Origin of the sequence: Megasphaera massiliensis, from assembly GCF_000455225.1 — a bacterium.
Lineage (GTDB): Bacteria > Bacillota > Negativicutes > Veillonellales > Megasphaeraceae > Megasphaera > Megasphaera massiliensis.
Genome location: NZ_HF954537.1, coordinates 461,247 through 480,723, shown reverse-complemented (window position 1 = coordinate 480,723; position 19,477 = coordinate 461,247). Strand labels below are relative to the sequence as shown.

The 19,477-nt window shown below is 42.6% G+C and carries 16 protein-coding genes; 12 read left to right on the top strand and 4 right to left on the bottom strand.

Annotated elements, in window-relative coordinates:
* Nucleotides 1–40: 40 nt before the first annotated feature.
* The 4 genes from TX77_RS05635 to TX77_RS05620 form a co-directional block, all read right to left on the bottom strand.
* Nucleotides 41–865, bottom strand: coding sequence for an HNH endonuclease signature motif containing protein (locus TX77_RS05635; RefSeq protein ID WP_044503819.1), 825 nt, complete (start codon nt 863–865; stop codon nt 41–43).
* Nucleotides 862–1,584, bottom strand: coding sequence for an OmpA family protein (locus tag TX77_RS05630; RefSeq protein ID WP_044503818.1), 723 nt, complete (start codon nt 1,582–1,584; stop codon nt 862–864). Before TX77_RS05630 ends, TX77_RS05635 begins: the two co-directional genes overlap by 4 nt.
* A gap of 36 nt (nt 1,585–1,620) precedes the next feature.
* A complete protein-coding gene (locus TX77_RS05625; protein WP_044503817.1) occupies nt 1,621–3,372 on the bottom strand; it encodes a hypothetical protein in 1,752 nt (583 codons plus the stop codon).
* 875 nt (nt 3,373–4,247) lie between these two features.
* Nucleotides 4,248–6,143 (bottom strand): MobA/MobL family protein, encoded by a 1,896-nt coding sequence (locus TX77_RS05620; protein WP_230198106.1) that lies wholly within the window; start codon nt 6,141–6,143, stop codon nt 4,248–4,250.
* On the opposite strand from TX77_RS05620, the gene TX77_RS05615 reads away from it, so the two are divergent.
* From TX77_RS05615 to TX77_RS05560, 12 genes are all read left to right on the top strand, one after another.
* Nucleotides 6,042–6,779, top strand: a complete 738-nt coding sequence (locus tag TX77_RS05615) for a TrbG/VirB9 family P-type conjugative transfer protein (RefSeq protein ID WP_230198064.1) — start codon at nt 6,042–6,044, stop codon at nt 6,777–6,779. The genes TX77_RS05620 and TX77_RS05615 overlap by 102 nt on opposite strands.
* Entirely contained in the window at nt 6,776–8,185 is a 1,410-nt protein-coding gene (locus tag TX77_RS05610) for a TraB/TrbI/VirB10 family type IV secretion system protein (protein WP_044503815.1), read from the top strand. The genes TX77_RS05615 and TX77_RS05610 overlap by 4 nt, the downstream gene beginning before the upstream one ends.
* A 325-nt stretch (nt 8,186–8,510) precedes the next feature.
* On the top strand, nt 8,511–10,487 hold the full coding sequence (locus TX77_RS05605; RefSeq protein WP_230198063.1) for a type IV secretory system conjugative DNA transfer family protein: 1,977 nt from the start codon (nt 8,511–8,513) through the stop codon (nt 10,485–10,487).
* Between the two features lie 19 nt (nt 10,488–10,506).
* Nucleotides 10,507–10,887 carry a hypothetical protein gene (locus TX77_RS05600; RefSeq protein WP_044503813.1) on the top strand — a complete coding sequence of 127 codons (381 nt, stop codon included), beginning with the start codon at nt 10,507–10,509 and terminating at the stop codon, nt 10,885–10,887.
* Between the two features lie 73 nt (nt 10,888–10,960).
* Entirely contained in the window at nt 10,961–11,881 is a 921-nt protein-coding gene (locus tag TX77_RS05595) for an ATPase, T2SS/T4P/T4SS family (protein ID WP_230198062.1), read from the top strand.
* Between the two features lie 120 nt (nt 11,882–12,001).
* Nucleotides 12,002–12,397 carry a TrbC/VirB2 family protein gene (locus tag TX77_RS05590; RefSeq protein WP_230198061.1) on the top strand — a complete coding sequence of 132 codons (396 nt, stop codon included), beginning with the start codon at nt 12,002–12,004 and terminating at the stop codon, nt 12,395–12,397.
* A gap of 12 nt (nt 12,398–12,409) precedes the next feature.
* Nucleotides 12,410–12,676 carry a VirB3 family type IV secretion system protein gene (locus tag TX77_RS05585; protein ID WP_044503810.1) on the top strand — a complete coding sequence of 89 codons (267 nt, stop codon included), beginning with the start codon at nt 12,410–12,412 and terminating at the stop codon, nt 12,674–12,676.
* Nucleotides 12,612–15,236: a TraG/VirB4 family ATPase gene (locus tag TX77_RS05580; RefSeq protein WP_230198060.1), complete on the top strand. Its 2,625-nt coding sequence runs from the start codon at nt 12,612–12,614 to the stop codon at nt 15,234–15,236. Before TX77_RS05585 ends, TX77_RS05580 begins: the two co-directional genes overlap by 65 nt.
* Nucleotides 15,237–15,279: 43 nt before the next feature.
* Nucleotides 15,280–16,269 (top strand): hypothetical protein, encoded by a 990-nt coding sequence (locus TX77_RS13840; protein ID WP_044503808.1) that lies wholly within the window; start codon nt 15,280–15,282, stop codon nt 16,267–16,269.
* A complete protein-coding gene (locus tag TX77_RS05570; RefSeq protein ID WP_044503807.1) occupies nt 16,270–17,307 on the top strand; it encodes an aminotransferase class I/II-fold pyridoxal phosphate-dependent enzyme in 1,038 nt (345 codons plus the stop codon).
* Nucleotides 17,271–18,506 carry a dicarboxylate/amino acid:cation symporter gene (locus tag TX77_RS05565; protein WP_081651705.1) on the top strand — a complete coding sequence of 412 codons (1,236 nt, stop codon included), beginning with the start codon at nt 17,271–17,273 and terminating at the stop codon, nt 18,504–18,506. Before TX77_RS05570 ends, TX77_RS05565 begins: the two co-directional genes overlap by 37 nt.
* Nucleotides 18,507–18,510: 4 nt before the next feature.
* Entirely contained in the window at nt 18,511–19,404 is an 894-nt protein-coding gene (locus tag TX77_RS05560; RefSeq protein WP_044503805.1) for an ESPR domain-containing protein, read from the top strand.
* Nucleotides 19,405–19,477: the final 73 nt, after the last annotated feature.

Sequence of the window (19,477 nt, the reverse complement as noted above, 5' to 3'; positions counted from 1 at the left end):
TGGGGCTTTATTGTCGTAACATTTAGGCTCTCGATTTTGTTTAGTATCTTTTGGGGCGATGGGGGTGTTCTTTATCATGACAATTTCTGCAAATAACCTCTAAATTTTCTGGACGATTGTCATATTTATTTCGGTTTTTATGATGAACTTCAATAAATTTCTTTTGTTCATATGATTCAGCTCGGAAGTGGCACCGTTCGCATTCCCATCCACGGTTTTCTTTTATAGATCGAGATAGGACGGGCCAATTTACGGCATATGACTCATCGGATAAGGATCGACTCATAAAAGTATCCAATGATTGAAAACGGAATCCAGTTTTTATCCTTTTCTTTACTTCGGACATGTAGTATCGCTGAATATCAAAATTTACACGGTGATATCCTTGATAATCTAAATATAATTCATCATAGCAAAATTTGCACAATCGAAGAGGCATGATTTTGTCTGAATACTCCCCATCAGGATTCTTAATTCTTACATGAAATAAGCCGTCATGTCTCGTTGTCATGATATATCGACTTTCGTAGTTTCTAACGAATGAACATGGATAGATATGAAATCTGTTTTCATATCTTCCCGGTTCTGGATCAATCCCAGCGTACTCTTTTCTTAGCAATTTAGGATAGGCAAAATAAGGGAGACCGGTAGCGGTATGAAATGAATTCGTTAATTCTTCATCCGTTAAGCCACTGAAAGAAACATCTTCTAAAACCTTTACCGATTCCAGTTTATGAATGTATTCGGGAAGAGGAGAAAGTACTACCGGTATTTTTTTTATAGAGGAGGGCTTGGATTCCCCAATAATAGTATATAATTGATTTAACTTTGTTATTAATTTAGGTTCCCTTGGTTTTCTTCTCATAATATATTTTCCTCGATAGCTTTTACCGTTGCCTCGTCGTTGACAACCACCTTGAATTCAATTCTTCTCGATGCATCGAAGTCTTCAGAGCCATCTTCTTTTTTTATAATCTGACTTGATGAAAGGCCGTTTGCTGTTAATTTTTCTTTAATCAATGAATGGTAGGGAACAAGTTCAGGCAGTGAAAGTGCGAATTGTATGATGGCACGCGTGCGATTTTGTGATAGCTCCATATTTTTAATGTAGGCATCATTCGCAGTGACTAATTGTCCGTTATTGTTTGCAAACCATTCTGTCGAGGTATGGCCTTCAATTCGAATTTCTTTTATTTTATCCGGGTCTTTTTCATAAATATCACTGATAGATTTTATATATTTAGGAAGAAAGACTTGTAACGTTGCCCGAAATTCAGGCGTCAATTCTGACGATCCCACTAGGAAGCGACCGTCGCCTTTATCAAAAGAAGCAGCTCCAACATTATTTTCTTGATCTAAGTTATATCTTTTTATTTCTTCCGCCGAAAAATTCTGTTTTATACTTTCTTGCAGTTCTCTTCGTACTTCATTAGAGGCTCCGGTAATCTTTTTTATCTCATCCTGGGCCTCCGACAATCCTTGATTCATGAGTATGGCAATAAATAGAAAAAGAACGAGTAAGCCCGACATTAAATCGGTATTTGAAATCCAAATAGAGGTTTCATCATTTTCACGCTTTCGCATTCGTTATCACGACCTTCATCTCATTTTCAGCGGCTATTAGTTCTTTTTATTATTCAAATCTTTTTGCAGATTTTTAATCAAAACATCCATCGATGAAATATCTTTTACATACCGATCACGAGCGCTGCGCAGCACATCGGATACAATGGAGATACAATCCGAAAGATTCCGACTCATCATGTCGTTATATTTCTTTTGAGCATCTAACATTTGATTGTTATATCCGGAATTTAAAGCTGTCAGGTGTTCAACGATTAATCCATATTCTTTTACGATGGCATCGTGTCCATTTTTTATGATTTTATCCTGCGTTGAAGCATCTTGTGAAACCAACTTAAGTTGTGCGGAATACTCTTTTATGGCATCCGATTGTTCCTGAATGCTTTCACGAAGGTTCTTCATATGAATATCTAATGCATTCAGAGTCGATGTAATAATACGATTCGTACTAGCCACCGTATCCAATGTCTTCGTGACAGTATCTCCTACACCGGCCGAAATATCCTCGTTCATTTGCTGTAAGACGGATTGCACTGATTTAAATGCTTCAATATTTTCCAAGAGACTTTCTTCAATGTCGTTATATTTTTCAGTAAGAGGTGCAAATTTGTTTGCAATATCCTCTGTGTTTTGGTATAGGGTAGTTAGGGATGCATTCGTTTTTTCTATCGGTTCCTTCAACTCTAAGATGGATTGATTAATAACCTCTACCGCAATATTAGTAGATTCTAATTTTGTATTTAATGTCGAGACAGTAGTTTGCGTGTTTTTTAAAGTGCTGTCAATTTGACTCATCGAATCTTCCATAGCGCTTAATGTAACGGAAAAGGTATCCATCATCGTATCATGCATCTTCTTATGATCTTGGAAAATCTGATTCATAATAGTCTGATTTGATTTTTGAGTCTCTACTATCATTTGTTTAAAGGACTTAATCGTACTGCTCAGTACTTCATTGTTTTTCTTTACCAACACTTCTCCGGCATTGTTCATCGCTTCGGTTAAAGTTTTCTCAAGGAGTGTATTTTGATTTTCTAGTAATTTACTTTGGTCTTTAGTAAAAAGATTATTCCGACCTATCGATGAATCAATACTTTTTAATTGGGTGTAGGAATCAGCGATATCACTTTTAATATCGGATAGTTTCTTATAAAAGTCGATTTCATCAAGGGAAGAGGGAACCTTTGTATCTTCTTTTTTTTGTTTAAAAAACTTATCTTCTTCTTTTTTTAAATAATTTTTAGCAGCGATTGAATAGGCCAAGCCGATAATCGAAGTGATAAAGGCTAATTTCAAGCCGCTTAATAACATAGTAATAGCATTTTCTTGTCCAGCATCGTAAGAAAAGAGAATGGCAGCGACACCGACAAAGGTATAAAAAGTCCCTTGAGCAACCATAAGTGTAGGGTAAATACTAGTATAATTACTGTTATCCTTCACATCTTTTTCCATCGATTTCCAATAACCTCTACATAGATAGATTGAAAAACCGATGGGTACAATACCGATAATAAATTTTATAATATTTATACCGACACCAAGATAATAACTACCGTTTCGTTGCACTGGGTCCCCATAGGTACCTAACAATGTAAAGAGAAAAACGAGATACGCTGTAATGAGTAAAAATCGCGCTCCATATTCTTTTTTCACTAATTTATCCGCTGAATAAAAAATGGCGCAACATATAATAGCAAAAGCAAAAATTGAAAGTAGAAATCTTGTCAAAGAAATTTCGGTTGTTCCAGGTGGCGCATAAGCAAAAATTTCTAAAATAGCAGGAAACAAGGGAACCACTCCTTTTACAATTTATATAATCCTATATTTTATTGTACTAATATAATGAATTTATTTCAATAATATGTACATATATTATTTATTAAATATAATTTGATACAAATTTCCAATACTCGCAAAAAGAAAATAGGGCTCCACCGCAAATACACGCCAGGCGCTCTATCTTCATAAGGAATGATTTTTGTATTCTCAATATTATTATCAATTGAATAGGGAGTAAAATGATATCTCTTGAAATCGGCAGCTCAATCGATGTTTTTCCCGGTATGATGCGATATCAGCCGGTTTATACCATACAGCCATCCATGACAAGCCATAAATTACCGTATACAGCTCAATACAGATTTAACCGGCCCAGATTCAATCCATAGATCCATATGAGCCATATACGGATATCTGAATCAGCCGGACATCTGCATGTATAGACTTATATAAGCCCGTACAGACCATAAGGATGACGCCATATCGGTACACACGCATAAGGAAATAAAACTACAAGGGAGAATCCGAGAAGCCACTGAGAGAAAAAGAGTTGTGCATGGTACATAATGTACTGATTAACATAAAATCGGACCTTAGAACCGAGCCCGGGACGGGGGTAGGAAAAAACACGCCATTACTTCCGATAACGTTAAATTATCGTAAGTAATGTAATTTGAGAATCTAGGGACATCTTAGAACGCTTTATAAGCCGCTTATTTAAGCCATTTATCCGCGAATTAATGTATCTCTCGCGTTTTCTCAATAACTGCCAAATTCCCTCGTTTTTATTTTTTTTCGGCAAAATATCGGCAAAAATCGGCAAGCTTGAATATTGAAAATTTATTCGTTGTTAGGCTGAAATGACGCTTGAATAAATACTAGTGTTACATATTCCAGCCGCGATACAGATCTTCTTCGACTTGTTTCAACTTATCTTTTTTCTTGCGGGGTTCTTCGTCATCCCACCAAGCATGATAACGCCCGTTTGTATTTTCGGTCGCAGCACGTAAGAATTCTTCGATTTTTCCAACAATTTCTGATTTGCGTCTTTGTTGTACGTTTTGAATCTGCGGCGAATAGTGATTTCCTTTGCCGGTTTGCAGTTCCATGGCTGTTTTTGCGTTGGCATAGAGGCGAACTTGTTCAGTCGTTTTAGAAACACCTGAAATATCTTTGCCTTCTGAATACATTGTAACTACATATACGTTTGCTTTTCCCTTTTCGACGGTATCTCCTAAAAGGAGTGCCGTCTTTTTCTGTCTTTCCCATGGTTCCGTAGGTACATCGGATAGGATGACAAATGCTTTTCCTTGGTAAGGGATTATTTGGTAATTTGTGAGCGGAGTTTCTCCGTCTAAACTGCAATGACGCATAACCAGTCTTGGCATTTTCCGGGAATACAATATTTTATCAAAATCAGATACGTTGTTTTTTATTTCCATTGCTTTTTCTGAGTATATCTTTTCCATCCGTTCTGATTTATTGATTTTCCCATATAGATTTTTCAGCCGTTCTTTATGGGATTCATTTTCGGCTTTTAATTCATCCATAATGGTTTGGATTTCATCTTCACGCTTATTTAGCTCTTCGTGATAAGCCTTTATTTTCTGTTCAAGGGCTTGTTTTTGACGCAGTTTATCCGAATATGACAGATAGAATTCTTTCTTTTCTGCATACGGTATGTCTTTGAGTTCAATATACTTTTGTTCCATGGGAACCAATTCTTCCTGTATACGATTCAGACGTTTCTTCGTGTTGCGATAGTCAGATCCGATAAGGCGCTCGATAGCTGCGTTACGAAGAAATCGATCGGGAATGATTTGCTTCTTGATATCCTTATAAAATACTAACATCTGAGTTCGTTTTTTTGCTTCTTCTTCGGCTCTATATTCAAGCTCTTCATAGACGTCCCTGATAGTAACGACAATAGGTTTATTGGCTAATGCTTCGGCTTCAGCGTCATCTTGTTCAGCGGCTATTCTAGCTTCCAGTCTCTGAATATCCTCCTGGCGAAGGCGTTGTCTTGCCTGTTGGATTTCTTTTGTAACTCGACGCAGCACTTTATCCGTCGCAAAGCATACGATTTTCTGCTCAACAACGTCGTCGTTATTATCCGTTTCAGCGGCTTGATCTGCACTGCATCCGGGATACTCTGTTTGCTCGTCTATTTCTCTTACTTTTTCTTTGATTCTTTCCACTGTTTTCGGGTTTTTGTAAGCATCCCCCAAATGTGGGGCCGGAATCCGGTCAAATTGTTCGGCTTCCTCAAAACGACCTTGAGCTAATAAGTCTTGTCGCTGCGCTTCCAGTGTCTTTTCGCTGACCTCTTGATCGATGCCTAATTCCTGGAATTTACGGTTCACAATATCAGCCCATTGTTTTCGCATCTGGACGTTTCCTTGTCTGCTTTGATAGTAACGATCTGCACGATAACCTGCACAGGGATCCCCCTGTTCATTTAAATAATAGTGCTTGAAATACATATCCGGGCCAAGCGGACGGTCTTTTTCTATGGTTTTTTCCGAAAACATTAAGTGACAATGGATGTTGCGATGATCGGAGTCGTAAGCTGCTTCTTTATCATGGATTGCATAGCTAAAAGCATGGTTTTTCCCGATACCGGATTCTTTTAAAAATTCTTCGACGAGGGCAATATTTTCTTCCAAGCTGAGTTCTTCTTGAAGTCCCATACGGATCTCTCGATACGCTCGACCGTTGGATTGACGACCTTTTTCGGCTGCATCCCAAAATTGACCGGCAGTGTTTGCCCAGTCTGGCAGATTGAGCTAAAGGCCGGAGAGAAAATCAATTATATCGGAGCCGGCGACACGAAACGATGGCTCATCGACCGGGCAACGGTTGGCGGCACGGAACATATATACATCAAGCCGCTGGCACCGGGGATCGAGACGAACATGATTATAAACACGGATGTTCGAAGTTATCGATTCTATCTGGTATCCGTGGCAGAAAATTATGTTCCTATCGTCCAATTCGATTTTCCGGATGAATCCTTTCAAAAAGCCTTAGCGGCTCCCCTTCCTTGGAAAAACAAAGAGGAAAAACTCTATTTTGATATTTACACGGAAAAAAAGGGGAATTCTTACGTACCTAAAAAAATCAACAGCAGGTATAAAGTGAAGAAGCACGGAAAACTCGATACATCGGTTCTTCCCCTTGAAATTTTTGACGACGACACGAGAACGTATATCCACATGCCGGACTCCAACAAATACGATCAGCCTGTCTTATACAATGTACAGGACGGTAAATTGACATTAGTTAATTATCGTGTCCGCGGAAATTATATTATCGCGGATCGAGTATTCAATAATGCCAGGCTGTATTATACCTCGAAAACGTATGTAGATATCACTCCGTCTGAACAGGAATATAAAGGAGGTGGATTAAAATGATCGACTTCAGCTATGGTTTATCATTGTTGTTCTATAAAATCAAAAATAAATTGAGCGGAAAAAGGAATAAATACGATGAGGATGCTCAAGAAGCTTATCAAACGGTATACCCGAACACCTTTGATAGTGAAGAAATGAACGATGAAAATGTAACGGAAAGCGGAGATGTCACCATTCCAGACGAAGAAGACGAAGGTGCGCAGGCAAAAATGCTCCGTCGTAAACATATTTTGTTAGCCGCAGGATCTGTTATTTTCATCGGTGCCGGGACGATGGCCTATACAGCTTTGACGCCTGCAACTACCGGAGATCATGAAACAAAAAAATCATTATCTCAAAACGTAGCTCAGGCTCAAAATGCAGACCTGCCTGCACAGTATAGTGATATCGCAAAATATGACAAAAAAAATGCGAATCAAGCAGGTGCGAATGCAGCGAATGGTCAAAAAAATGTTCCGCCTTCCGGCGTGAATGCAGGCAGTAATGCGACAATTCCCGCAACAACTAATACAGCATCTGCTCCCTCTCGAAGCAATGCTCAATCGGCTTCAGTCAATCGTTCCTCGGCACCTCGTGTGTCAGTATCGTCTGCCACTCCTCCCAAACCACAAGTTTCAGCAGAGGAAAAAGCAGCATTAAAGGCTGAACAAGAAGCAAAAAAAGCAGAGGATGATGCCATGAACAGCAGCATCGCTTTTGAAATTGCTAAAAACGTTACGCAGTCGGTTGCCAACAAGTCGAATGCAGCAGCCGGCAGTGCAGCTGCCGTTCCTGCAAATCGAGCAGCTGTCAGCGAAACGAATGCTTATGCAGAACCAATCGACGGCGGTATGTATGCACTCCATGCCGGGACGGTTATTCCGGCGACATTACAGACGGGTATCACCAGTGATTCTCCGAACGGCGACTGCGTAGCTATCGTCCGACAAGATGTATATGACAGTCTTACCGGGACACATCTGCTCATTCCACAGGGGGCAAAAATCATCGGTAAATATGGTCAAGGCGGCTCCCGTGGAAATCATCGAATCGGCGTTGTGTTCAGCCGTATCATTTTGCCGGATGGAACGAATATCGACCTGCCTCAGCAGGCTGCTATTGATGGTACGGGTATGCCGGGCTTGGCAGATAAATATACCAATCATACAGGCTCATTGTTCCGTACAGCATTTATGACGGCGCTGCTTGGTAGTGCTGCACAGTCTGCGACAGGTAATACGTCTGGTGACGACAATCGCAGCCCTGGCCAGGAAGCCGTTTCTGGCGCGGTTGCACAGGTTATGGAAACCGCCAGCCGGATTCTCGATCGGGAAGGCAATGTCAATCCGACGATTACGATTTCACCTGGGTATGCTTTTAATATCTTCCTCAATCAAGACTTGTCTCTAGGTGAGTACAATGAATAGATTTTGGGTGGGTATGTTATCCATAGTCCCCTTCTTTGGCGGACTATGGATAGCGACGGAAAAGTTTGCGGCCATGGTCAATTACGATCGTGCGTTCCTCGGCCCTTCGCTTTTTCTTTTCGGGACACATATCTATCCACCCTGGTCGTTCGTCGTTTGGTATTTTCGTTATCAGCGGTATGTACCGGATTTGATGTCATCGGTTACTCCATATGTCTTTGGCGGCTTTATCATCAGCCTTATCCTCTTATTCATCTTTAGGCCAGAAAAGAAACGAACAGCTCACGGTAGTGCTCATTGGGCAGATTATAAGGATCTGGTCAAGATGCACCTGATATCCGGCTCCGGCGTTGTCGTCGGACTTTATGACAGTCCGTTCATGAAAAAATGTACGACCTTCCTGCACTGGCTTGAGACGAAAAAAGACGAAATGGCAAGCTACGGAGAAGTGAGTTATGACAAAAAAATAGATAATACTCGCTATGACACAGAAGTCAGCCTCCAAAAATTAAAGAAAGAACTTGTCTATTTAAAAGAAGGTACTCCTTCTTATGAAAAGACAAAGAAAAGCATTGCAGAGAAAGAAAAATGGCTGTCTGAAATCCATAATTATGAACCGAAAAATTACTCGCGTGCCAATCTCTTAAAGAAGCTGCATTCGACCTTTTCAAAATTCTACAAAAGGCTTGGGCATCGCTATCTACGGGATAACGACAGTCGCCATATTATAGTCGTCGCACCTACTCGCAGCGGGAAAGGCGTCGGACTCATCATTCCCACACTCCTCGGAGGATGGAAACAATCTGTCCTAGTCAATGACATTAAGTCAGAAAACTGGGGCATTACGGCCGGCTACCGAAAAAGGATGGGCCAAACGGTCATCAAATTTGAACCGACCTCATCGGATGGCTCGTCAGCCCGGTGGAATCCGCTGGATGAGATACCGATTGGAACAGCCGGTGAAGTATCAGCTGCTCAAAACATTGCCAATGTCATTGCCAACTACGAAGGTAAAGAAAATCCGGATCACTGGATAGCCAATGCCGGCAATGTCATTGCCATTGTCATTCTTCATCTTAAATACGCTCATTATGCTGATCCCGAACATTATCCGCAGCGGCCTAACTTGTATACGGTGGCCAGTTTCTTGAAGGCTACGTTGGCCCCGGAGGTCGAAGATGACGGGACAATCGATGACAGCAACTATGTCATTCAAGACTTTGTAAAAGCTATCCAAGCCCTTCAAAACTTTATCCATGTTCCGGAAGAGGGCATTGAAATCGAAGATTGGGATACAAAGGCCAATGCTTACGTCAAACGGACATTCACGCCGGAAGATCTGCATAACCTGTATCCCGACGATTTCGCCGTCTTTAATCCGGAAACATATTATACTCATCCGATTATCAATCGGGGTTTCCTTGAAATTGCAAAAAAGCCCGACAACGAATTGGGATCTATCATTTCTACGGCCAATACGGCCTTAAAAGAGTATCTTGATCCTGTTCTTACGGCCAATACCAGAGTCAGCGATTTCTGCGTCGACGATCTCATGCGTTATGACCGTCCGGTATCACTCTACCTCATTACTCCCCCGTCAGACCTTTTGCGTATGTCCCCCATCTTTCGGTTATTTTTTGAAATGATGATATCCCGTCATACACGGGAAATCGGGGAATACACAAAGGGACGATGCAGCAAACCATCTTACCGTCATAAGTGTCTTTTACTCATGGACGAATTTAATTCCTTGGGTAATTTAAAGCGTTTTGCCTCTGCCTTGGCATTTACGGCGGGCTACGGTATGAAGGCTATGCTCATCATGCAGGGCCTCGATCAGCTGTATAAGACCTACGGCAAAGAAAATGAACTGCTCATGAATACGAGTCTTCAAATCTACTATTCTCCGAATGACAGTGCTACGGCAAAGCACATCGAAGAAAGTCTGGGGAACGAAACGATTGAAGTTGAATCTGTCTCTGATTCCGGGGAATGGTTTAAAAAGAGCATTACCTACTCTGAAATCTCAAGGCCGCTCCTTACGGCAGAAGAATCACGCCGTCTGGGGAATAATGAAATCTTGTTCGTCCAAAATAATCCGCCAGTCAGGACAGAAAAAATAAAATACTACGAACAAGATTTCTTTCTCCGTAAACTAGTGGATGCCCCTTACGTCAGTGATGTTATTCGCACAGGCGGCCGGGCGGATGAAATAAATGCTAATCCCCTGCGGGAACAGCGGTTAAGGCAGCGTAAAGAGGTGATTGAAAACAAATTCAAAGATCTAAAAGTTGAACGTTGAAAGAAGGTGAACGATAACGATGGTATCCCATGTAAGACTCAATCGATTAAAGAAAAAGCAAGAAATGCTCAAAGAACGGCAGCGCGTTCAAGCTGAAAAATTAAGACAGATATATCGTAATTCCAGGGCCGAAGAAAAAAATCTGGCTAAGGAAATCGAAGCTGAACAGTATGCAATGCTTGTACAGCAGCTTAAAGCAACGGGATTTCCTGTTGAAAATATGGCGATTCTCGTCGGTATGGCAATTAAAGCCAAACAGTTGTTTGATGGTGCTGATGAATACGAAAAAGGCCGTCTGATTGATGAATATAGCAGACTCTATCAATCATTCATTGAAAAACAAGAGTCTGACTCCTCCACTCTTTCTGCTTCCAGTGAAGCTGGTGGTATGGATGAATGATATCAAGAGAAAGATTTTAGAAGCATCGAATCCTGCGTTCGAGAGTCTGATAGGGCCTGAAATGACCGAACTTATGCACAGGGATGATATCACTGAACTGTACGTCAATGACGACGGCTATCTACGGTATATGTCCTACAAAGAAGGTAAAGTCAAAACAGACCTATGGCTTGAACCGACTAAGATTCAAGCTATCATCGATCTGGCGTCGGGGCAGGTGCGAAAGGTCGTCAACGAAGCCGTTCCATCGGTTTCCACGGAAATACAGGGGTACGGTGCTCGTTTCCAGGGGGAGATGCCTCCCATCGTCCATAACCCTCAATTCAATATCCGGAAACGGGCGACGAAAATATTTACTCTTGATGAATATGTGACCCAAGGAGTTCTTTCGGCCAAACACAAAGAATATTTGGAAAAGGCCATTGCAGACCGAAAAAATATCCTCGTCGTCGGCGGTACGGGAACCGGTAAGACGACCTTCCTCAATGCGATTTTAGACAGCATCGCTAAAATATCCCCATATCATCGCGTCATATCGCTGGAAGACCTGCCGGAACTCCAATGTTCCGCTGACGACTACTCCCCCATGTACACCATGCAGGATCTGCATCAGGGCCTCGTCTACAACATGACGATGCTGCTGAAAGACTGTATGCGCCGCAGTCCCGATCGAATCATCGTCGGAGAAGTACGCGACGGTGCAGCCTACACGATGCTAAAGGCATGGAACACGGGACACGAAGGCGGTGCAAGCACGACTCATGCAGACTCCGCGATTCAAGGCTTGTCTCGTATACAGTCTCTGGCGCAGGAAGATCCGGATGCTGCCGGCGATGTAAAGGAACTGATTGGCGAAGCCATTGATGTAGTCGTAAGTCTTGTGCATACCGACCTCGGAAATGGCCGCCGCGGCCGCAAAGTTGGCGATATCATAGCCGTTAACGGCTATGACGATCTCCAAAAGAAATACGTCATTCATCAGATTCCAGGTTGATTTTTCTTAGTGCTTATAAACGGCTATAAAAGGTTAATAGTGCTTAATAATTCCTAACAAGACCTAATAGGCTCTAATAGGTATATAAATATATCCCCCATTTTTTTAAAGGAGGCTCTCATGATGGATTTCAAAAAAAGTTTTTATAAAAAAAGAGATGCATTGTATCAAAGCTATTTAAGCCGGGTAGCAGGTTTAGCTGTCTTTCTGGCAACGACTCCGATTCTTTCTATGGCCAGTAATATCGGCATTGACGATACGGCCAATATCGATCAATGGCCATGGACGAAATTTCTTAATTCATTGGCTGAACAATTAACGGGACCATTGCCGACGACACTCGGCGTCCTTGGTTTAGCGGCCGCTGCCATTGCTATGTTCACCGGGAACCATGGATCGGGCACTCAAAAATTCATTTTGCTTATTTTCGCAGTTTCTACGTGTCTCTTTGCCCCTAATTTTATTTCTATCATAAAGGGCAGTGCCGGTGGAGCGACTATTTTCGGATTGCTGTAAGGAGGGCTGTATATGAAAAACGACCAGTATCCGGAAGGCTACGTACTTCCGCTGCACCGATCTTTGACGCAGCCGATATTCTGGGGCGGCGTTCCCCGAAACCTGCTCTTGTTGGAGGTTCTTATCGGGATCATTGGCGGGATTTTCTTCAAAACCTTTTTGATTCCCCTTATCTGTGTTGCAGCTCATTATCTGTTCCGTTTCCTCGGCCAGCATGACCCTGATTTTTTCGGCGTCTTTTGGCGGAGCAAAGACTATAAGCCCTACTATTATCCTTAATCTTCTGCTGTTTTTTTTGGAGGTGATATCGATGTTTAAATTACTCAAATGGCCCAAAAGAAAGAAAAAGAAAATAGATGAGGCTGTGTACACCTCGAAAAACGGTGTATATAAGGATCGTCCGCACGTATCGGATATGCTGCCATGGGTTGCCATTGATCCGGATAACTTCGGAGATTTCAATTTTGTCAGAAACAACGATTTTTCTCTTTTTGCCGTATTCCGTTTTCGCGGGCCGGATATGGCCAGCGCTACAAATTTAGAACTAATGCAGTATAACAATGAATTGAATAATATCATTAAAACGCTGCCGACAGGCTTTGTTATTTATTTCGACGCCCATCGTCATTATGCACAGGAGTATGTACCGGCCGAAATGCCTATCGATTTAGCGCAGGTATTCGACGATGAGCGGCGCGACTATTATCAGAGTACGTCACACTTCGACTCGGATTATTATTTTATTTTGTATGAAGATCCGCCGGAATTTATCAGAGATCGGATTTTGGATGTCTTTTTAGCCACAAAGACAGATGATGATAAATTCAATAAAAACTACAAGATTTATATTGAGTATGAAGATAGATTCAAAGATCGCGTCGCGCGGCTGCAAAATGCATTATCTCGCGTTTTTCAAGGAAAATTTGAGAAGCTAAATCAGGAAGAAACACTTACCTATCTGCACTCTATTTTGTCAGATAGAGAGATTGCGTCACTTCGTTACAATCCTACCCGGTTTGTGTCCGATTACGTTGCCGATGCCGGCATTCTCGGTGGACGAGAGCCAAAGATTGGCAATAAATATATGAAGGTCATTACAGTGTTAAATTTTCCGTCTATCTCTAAGCCAGGGATATTCGATGCCTTTAACGGACTTGATATCGAATACCGGTGGAATAGCCGATTTATTTGCCTCAATAAGCTCGATGCTCGCAAAGATATTTCCCAAAGGTGTAAGTTTTTCGGTCAGCAGGTCAAAGGCTTTTGGACGCATATTCGTGAAGCCATTACAAGAGAGCAGTCAATGGACGCGCTCGATGAAACGGCACTGTCTAATAGAGACGATGCACAAGCAGCCCTAGGTGAGTTAGGAGCCGATTACGTGTCTTACGGCTATTACAATATGAATATCATCGTTCTCGATGAAGATAAGAATCGTGTCATTGAAAAGGCTAACTGTTTCCTTGAAATCCTTAATAGCTTGGGCTATACGGGATTTATCGAAACTGACAACAGTATGGAGGCATGGCGCGGTACGCTGCCCGGATGCTATAAGTGCAATATCCGCCGTCCGGCGATTAGTTCGGCAAATTTTTGTCATGCGGCCCCGATCACGGCAATGTGGTCAGGAGACAAAAATAATGATACCTTGGGGCCTGTATTGCTCTACACCGACTCGATGGGATATACGCCTTTCCGGTTGTCCCTTCATAACGGCGGTGTAGGCCATACGCTTATTGTCGGGCCATCCGGTTCCGGGAAATCGGTACTTTTAAATACACTTGAAGCTAATTTCCTCAAATACCCAAACAGTAATGTTTTCATCTTCGACAAGGCGGCCAGTTCAAGAGCGCTTACTTATGGCGTCGGCGGCCATTTCTATAATCTGGCTGCCGAAGGCGAATCGGATCTTTCCTTTCAGCCACTTGCACATATCGACGATGAGCGGGAAATCAAATGGGCTAAGGAATGGATTTTATCCTACCTCATCCAAAAGAATCTTACGGTGACGCCAAAAGAAGACATTCTCGTTTGGAACGCCCTTCAAAGTCTGAAAGTCCTGCCCGTACATCAGCGTACTATCAGCCTGTTCTGCGACATGGTTCAGTCCCAGGAAATTCGTCAGGCAATGCACGCTTTGACGAAAAAAGGCAGTTTCGGAAAGCTCTTTGACAATGACAAGGACTTTACCGGTGATGGCCGTTGGCGAGTCTACGAAATGGAAACATTGATGGGGATTCCGTCTATTATCCCCCCTACCCTTGATTATCTGTTCCATCAAATCGAAAACGTCATCCGCAAAGCAAATGGGCCTAGTCTCATCGTTCTCGATGAATGTTGGTTATTCCTCGACAATGAAGTATTCCAAAGCAAGCTTAAAGAATATTTTAAGGATATGAGAAAGAAAAATACATCTATCTGGATTGCGACGCAGCAGCTGTCGGATATTGCCAGCAAACCGAATCTATTGGATACGGTCAATGACCAGTGCAAGAGCAAGATTTTCCTGCCAAACGTGAACGCAGAAAGCGAAGCGAATGCTAAATTGTATCAGATTTTCGGTTGCAACGAAAGACAGATTGAAATCATCGCTTCGATGACGCCGAAACAGGACTATTACTACAGCAGTGACAAAGGAAATCGGCGTTTCCAACTGGCCCTACAGCCGGCGGAAATTCCTTTCGTTACTGCAACGGCAAAGGCGGATCAGCTTGCCATGGATCGCATTCTGGCCATGGGCGGCAAAGAAGATTTTGTTGAAAAATGGTATCTGCACAAAGGTGCCGAAGCAGAATGCGAAAAATATAAGCAGTATAAAGCTCGTGCTAAGACCTCTTAAAATTAAAAATCAAGAGATATTACATGAATGGGAAGTGACAGAGATGAAACGAATCAACTTACTTTTTACGGGAGGCTGGGACTCAACATTTAGGCTTTGCCAGTTATCCTTTTTGGATGTCGAAGTACAGCCCGTGTATGTCTGTATCAAGGATCATGAAGATCGAACTAACTATAAGAAAGAAATACAGGCCCAGGACACGATTTTAGCGATGCTCCGGCAAAAGAAAGAAACGAAAGCTAAATTACTTGATCCGGTTCGACTTTCAGAGGAAGATTTACCGAAAGATTCTTTATTCGAAGCAGCCTTTGATAAGTGGGCGAAAACAGAAAAGATTCCAGGACAATTAAGGTATCTTGGAAGATTACCCCTATTATATCCGGATCTTGAGTATTGCTGCGAAGGGCCTACTTTAAAACGGCGCCAGCAAGGCTATAAAAAAGGGAAAACACAGGTTTTCCTTGAAGAAAACGGCTTTCGTTTTAAAATCCGTGAAGATGGCTATGCTGATATAGATACTTCGAAAGCAGATCCCGACTTAAAGCGGTTATGGGGTGGTTTTTCCCTCCCGATTTTAGGAATCACGGAAACGGACATGGTGCCTTACATCAAAAAGTGGGGCTATGAAGACGTTTTCAAGGAAACCTGGACTTGTGATTTTGATGGTGATAAAGCTTGCGGAGTCTGTCATAACTGTAATACCAAATGGGCTTCGGGGCTTATGTCTTTAGGTGTGCAAAACCTTTTTCCGCCTTCAGCCATTCGTAATCATCAGATACAAAAATATTTAGAAGAACACGATATTGATGAAGACCTGCGTAAGTTCCTGCTTATCGGCCCTACATCAATCAGCGAGTTATTCAGTGATTATGTTGGTCATGGATACAAAGTTATCAGCCATATTAATATCTTGACGCTGCCTCAAAATATTCAGAGCATCGCCTACCAGCGTCAGCAGGAGCAGAAAATACGATTACAGGCATATTTTGACGGACTCATTAAGAATTGGAACCAGAAACAGGAGGTGATTTGAGTGCTTCCTGAACTTGATTTCAATGTAATAAATCCTGCGACGACTCGCTACAAACGGACACATAATACGGCAGTTGCTCAAACGGAAGAACAGCTTCGGGAATTATACGGCGCTTGGAAGGTCGTGCTTTGCAACAGTGGTTTAGAGGCGCTGAATACAGCACTGGCTCTGATTCAGCCGCGAACGGTCATCGTCGAAGACGAAACGTATTTTGAGTTCCGGCAAAATCTGCAATATAACCAGGGGTGGTGTCACTATCAGTATATCCAATTAGAAGATCTTGACGATGCGAATGCGCTTGAATCGGCCCTGCAGGGTGCCGAAAGGCCGATTCTCGTCTGTGGAGATAACCCGACGACTTTCGGGAATTGGAAAGACGTTCGCAAGATTTCAGACATTGCTCATCGTTACGGTGCTTATGTCATGATGGATAATTCCATCGTATCCATGTATTACTCTAATCCCCTAAAAAATGGTGCCGATATTTTGGTAGAATCGTACACCAAATTCGTAACCGGCCAGGGCGATACCTTTGCCGGGGGGATTGCCCTTTCTCACTCCATGGAATGGCTCGATGAAAAAGCCGTTCCCTCTGCCGTTCCCGGCCTGAAATCGATCATGTGGGTCGTCTCCCGTCGTGGCAATATTGCTCATCCACTTGCGGCCTACAACGTATCAAAAGGACTGGAAACGTTGTCTGTGCGCATGGATCGGCACACTCAATCGGCACGTATCATTGCCGATACCCTATCTCGTGCAGATATCAAGATCTGTTATCCCGGTGTCGGTGGTCTGATTACCCTCCTTGGGATGCATCCCGATTTTTGCAGTCGTTTCAAACACTTTATTACAGCGGGTACCTTTGGCTGCGCTTACAGCAATGCAGATTTTTTCCGAAGCGATGCCTTCTATAAGACGGGCATTTGCACAAGACTTTCTATCGGCCTTGAACATACAGATATCCTTATCCGGGATATCGAACAAGCCATGGAGATTCCCTTATGGGATATTTATCAGAAAGTGTGGTGGAAAGAGTGAAAAATTTAACTGTTCCCTCTATTCCCCGACAGCTGCTCCTGGCTGTGATATTGGCCATTATCGGAGCCGTCTTGTTCGGCCCTCAGCCTTCTTTGGACTATACTTTTCAACAAGTCGGGAATATTTTCCTCGATCTGTTGAAGATGATTGTCGTGCCGATTGCGTTCTTCTCGATTACATCGTCCATTATGCACCTTGGGACGGAACGCCTTCGTCATCTGTCTGCTCGCTTTTTGCTGCTCATGGTCGGCATGAGTCTTGTCGGATTTTCAATGGGATTTGTTTTCATGTCCGCGGTTCCGATAGCACCGTTTTCGGTCAGTCATATTACCGTTGACGTTAAAAGTATTTCTGCTCCGACAGTGCTCGAATTTATCCGGGGTTGTATCCCGGTAAATCCCTTTCAGGCGCTTGCCAGCGGCAACATGCTTCAAATCATTACCCTATCTCTTTTCATTGGACTCGCTGCTAAGAACAGCAGCGTAGCTAGTGGATTTTCCGCAGCGCAGTCTATCTGCATCCGCGTAGCTAACCTTGTGATGTATACAGCTCCCTTCGGCGTATTTTGCCTGCTCTACCCTGTTGTAGCCAATAACCTGGCAGGCATTGTGATGGCTTATCTCCAAATGACCCTCGTACTTATCGCCGGAGTGCTTTTATATATGCTCCTTGTATGCCTTCCCCTGCTTTATGTTTGCAAACAAGCACCGGTTAGGTATTTCAGGACGATTATTTTGCAGGATGTTATTGGCGCCATTGCTGGCGGATCGATGACCTATTTGGCTCCTCGTATTGCCAATCTCAAGGAAAATACCGTTCTTGACCATGATGTCATTGACTTTTTCGTTCCCCTAACAGCTGTACTGACACGTATGGGATCTACGATTTGCGTCGGAATCTATACGGTGTTTGCAGCTTCTATCTTCAACATTTCGCTGTCCTGGGAACAGATTGTCATTTGTGCCTTTTTAACCATCATTGCCTTGATGTGTGCTCCCGGTATCATCGGCGGCACGCTCATGGATTGTGCAATCATCTGGGCTGCTATCGGCATTCCGATTGAAGCGATTGCATATATTGCCGGCATTGATTATATCATGGATGTCCTGCGTACCATCCTTAATATCCAAGGGGGTGAAATCATCACAGCTTGCATGAATCGTTTTTCGACAACTACGGTTTTAAAAGAAAGGATGTAAGAGCATGAATAAAATCTATAAAGTCATTTTTAACAAAACAAAAGGCGTTTATGAAGTCGTCAGCGAATTAGCTCACTGCCACTCTAAAATTCATTCAAAGAAAGCAGCCTTGGCTAGAATCATGGCTGTTTTCATGGGATTGTCTTCGTTTATGGGCTATACAATGAATGTAGTTTATGCAACTGATACATACAAATATTTAAATGGTACTTTAGATGACCTAAAAAATGGTACATTCCCTTTGTTAACTGGTAAGACTTCAAACTGGGCTCCAACGGGTGTCTTGGAATATAAAGACGGACATTTTTATTTTAGTAGTACAACGACCTTTGGTGGTGGAGATAATGAGAATTATATACATGTAACCAGTTATCTGGATTTAGGAGAAGCTCCCTTTGGAGGCGGTAGTTCGGGCGGCAGTGGGACGGTCGACGGGGATCAATCCGTTTCCGGAAATCAGAATATCAATGGCTCATCCACAATCAACGGAAATCAGAACGTCGGCGGTACGACGACGACGAACAATCTTACCGTTAATAACGATGCCAACACAAAGAATCTGAATGTTTCCGGCAACACCAATCTCCATAACACGACCATTACAGGTGACGCTAACGTAACTGGAACGACAACGACGAATAATCTCAACGTCAACAACGACACGAATACGAAAAATCTGAACGTTTCCGGAGATACAAACCTCCACAACACGACCATTACAGGCGATGCCAATGTAACGGGTACAACAACGACGAAAGAACTTCATGTTACGGACAATGCCTCCATTGATGGAGATACCAATATCGGCGGAAACACTACGATTAATAAAGATTTGACCGTGAACGGGAATACCGAAACAAAAGGAAATAACCTCGTCGGTGGCAATCAAACCGTTTAACGGAGACAGTGACGTAAAAGGTAACAGTCATGTTGGCAAAGATCTCACCGTCGATGGTACGTCTACCCTCAAC

Excerpts from the sequence above, each read along its gene's own strand:
- TX77_RS05635 (WP_044503819.1), bottom strand. The coding sequence starts at position 865 with ATGAGAAGAAAACCAAGGGAACCTAAATTAATAACAAAGTTAAATCAA.
- TX77_RS05630 (WP_044503818.1), bottom strand. The coding sequence starts at position 1,584 with ATGCGAAAGCGTGAAAATGATGAAACCTCTATTTGGATTTCAAATACC.
- TX77_RS05610 (WP_044503815.1), top strand. The coding sequence starts at position 6,776 with ATGATCGACTTCAGCTATGGTTTATCATTGTTGTTCTATAAAATCAAA.
- TX77_RS05605 (WP_230198063.1), top strand. The coding sequence starts at position 8,511 with ATGCACCTGATATCCGGCTCCGGCGTTGTCGTCGGACTTTATGACAGT.
- TX77_RS05600 (WP_044503813.1), top strand. The coding sequence starts at position 10,507 with ATGGTATCCCATGTAAGACTCAATCGATTAAAGAAAAAGCAAGAAATG.
- TX77_RS05595 (WP_230198062.1), top strand. The coding sequence starts at position 10,961 with ATGCACAGGGATGATATCACTGAACTGTACGTCAATGACGACGGCTAT.
- TX77_RS05590 (WP_230198061.1), top strand. The coding sequence starts at position 12,002 with ATGATGGATTTCAAAAAAAGTTTTTATAAAAAAAGAGATGCATTGTAT.
- TX77_RS05585 (WP_044503810.1), top strand. The coding sequence starts at position 12,410 with ATGAAAAACGACCAGTATCCGGAAGGCTACGTACTTCCGCTGCACCGA.
- TX77_RS05580 (WP_230198060.1), top strand. The coding sequence starts at position 12,612 with ATGACCCTGATTTTTTCGGCGTCTTTTGGCGGAGCAAAGACTATAAGC.
- TX77_RS13840 (WP_044503808.1), top strand. The coding sequence starts at position 15,280 with ATGAAACGAATCAACTTACTTTTTACGGGAGGCTGGGACTCAACATTT.
- TX77_RS05565 (WP_081651705.1), top strand. The coding sequence starts at position 17,271 with ATGGGATATTTATCAGAAAGTGTGGTGGAAAGAGTGAAAAATTTAACT.
- TX77_RS05560 (WP_044503805.1), top strand. The coding sequence starts at position 18,511 with ATGAATAAAATCTATAAAGTCATTTTTAACAAAACAAAAGGCGTTTAT.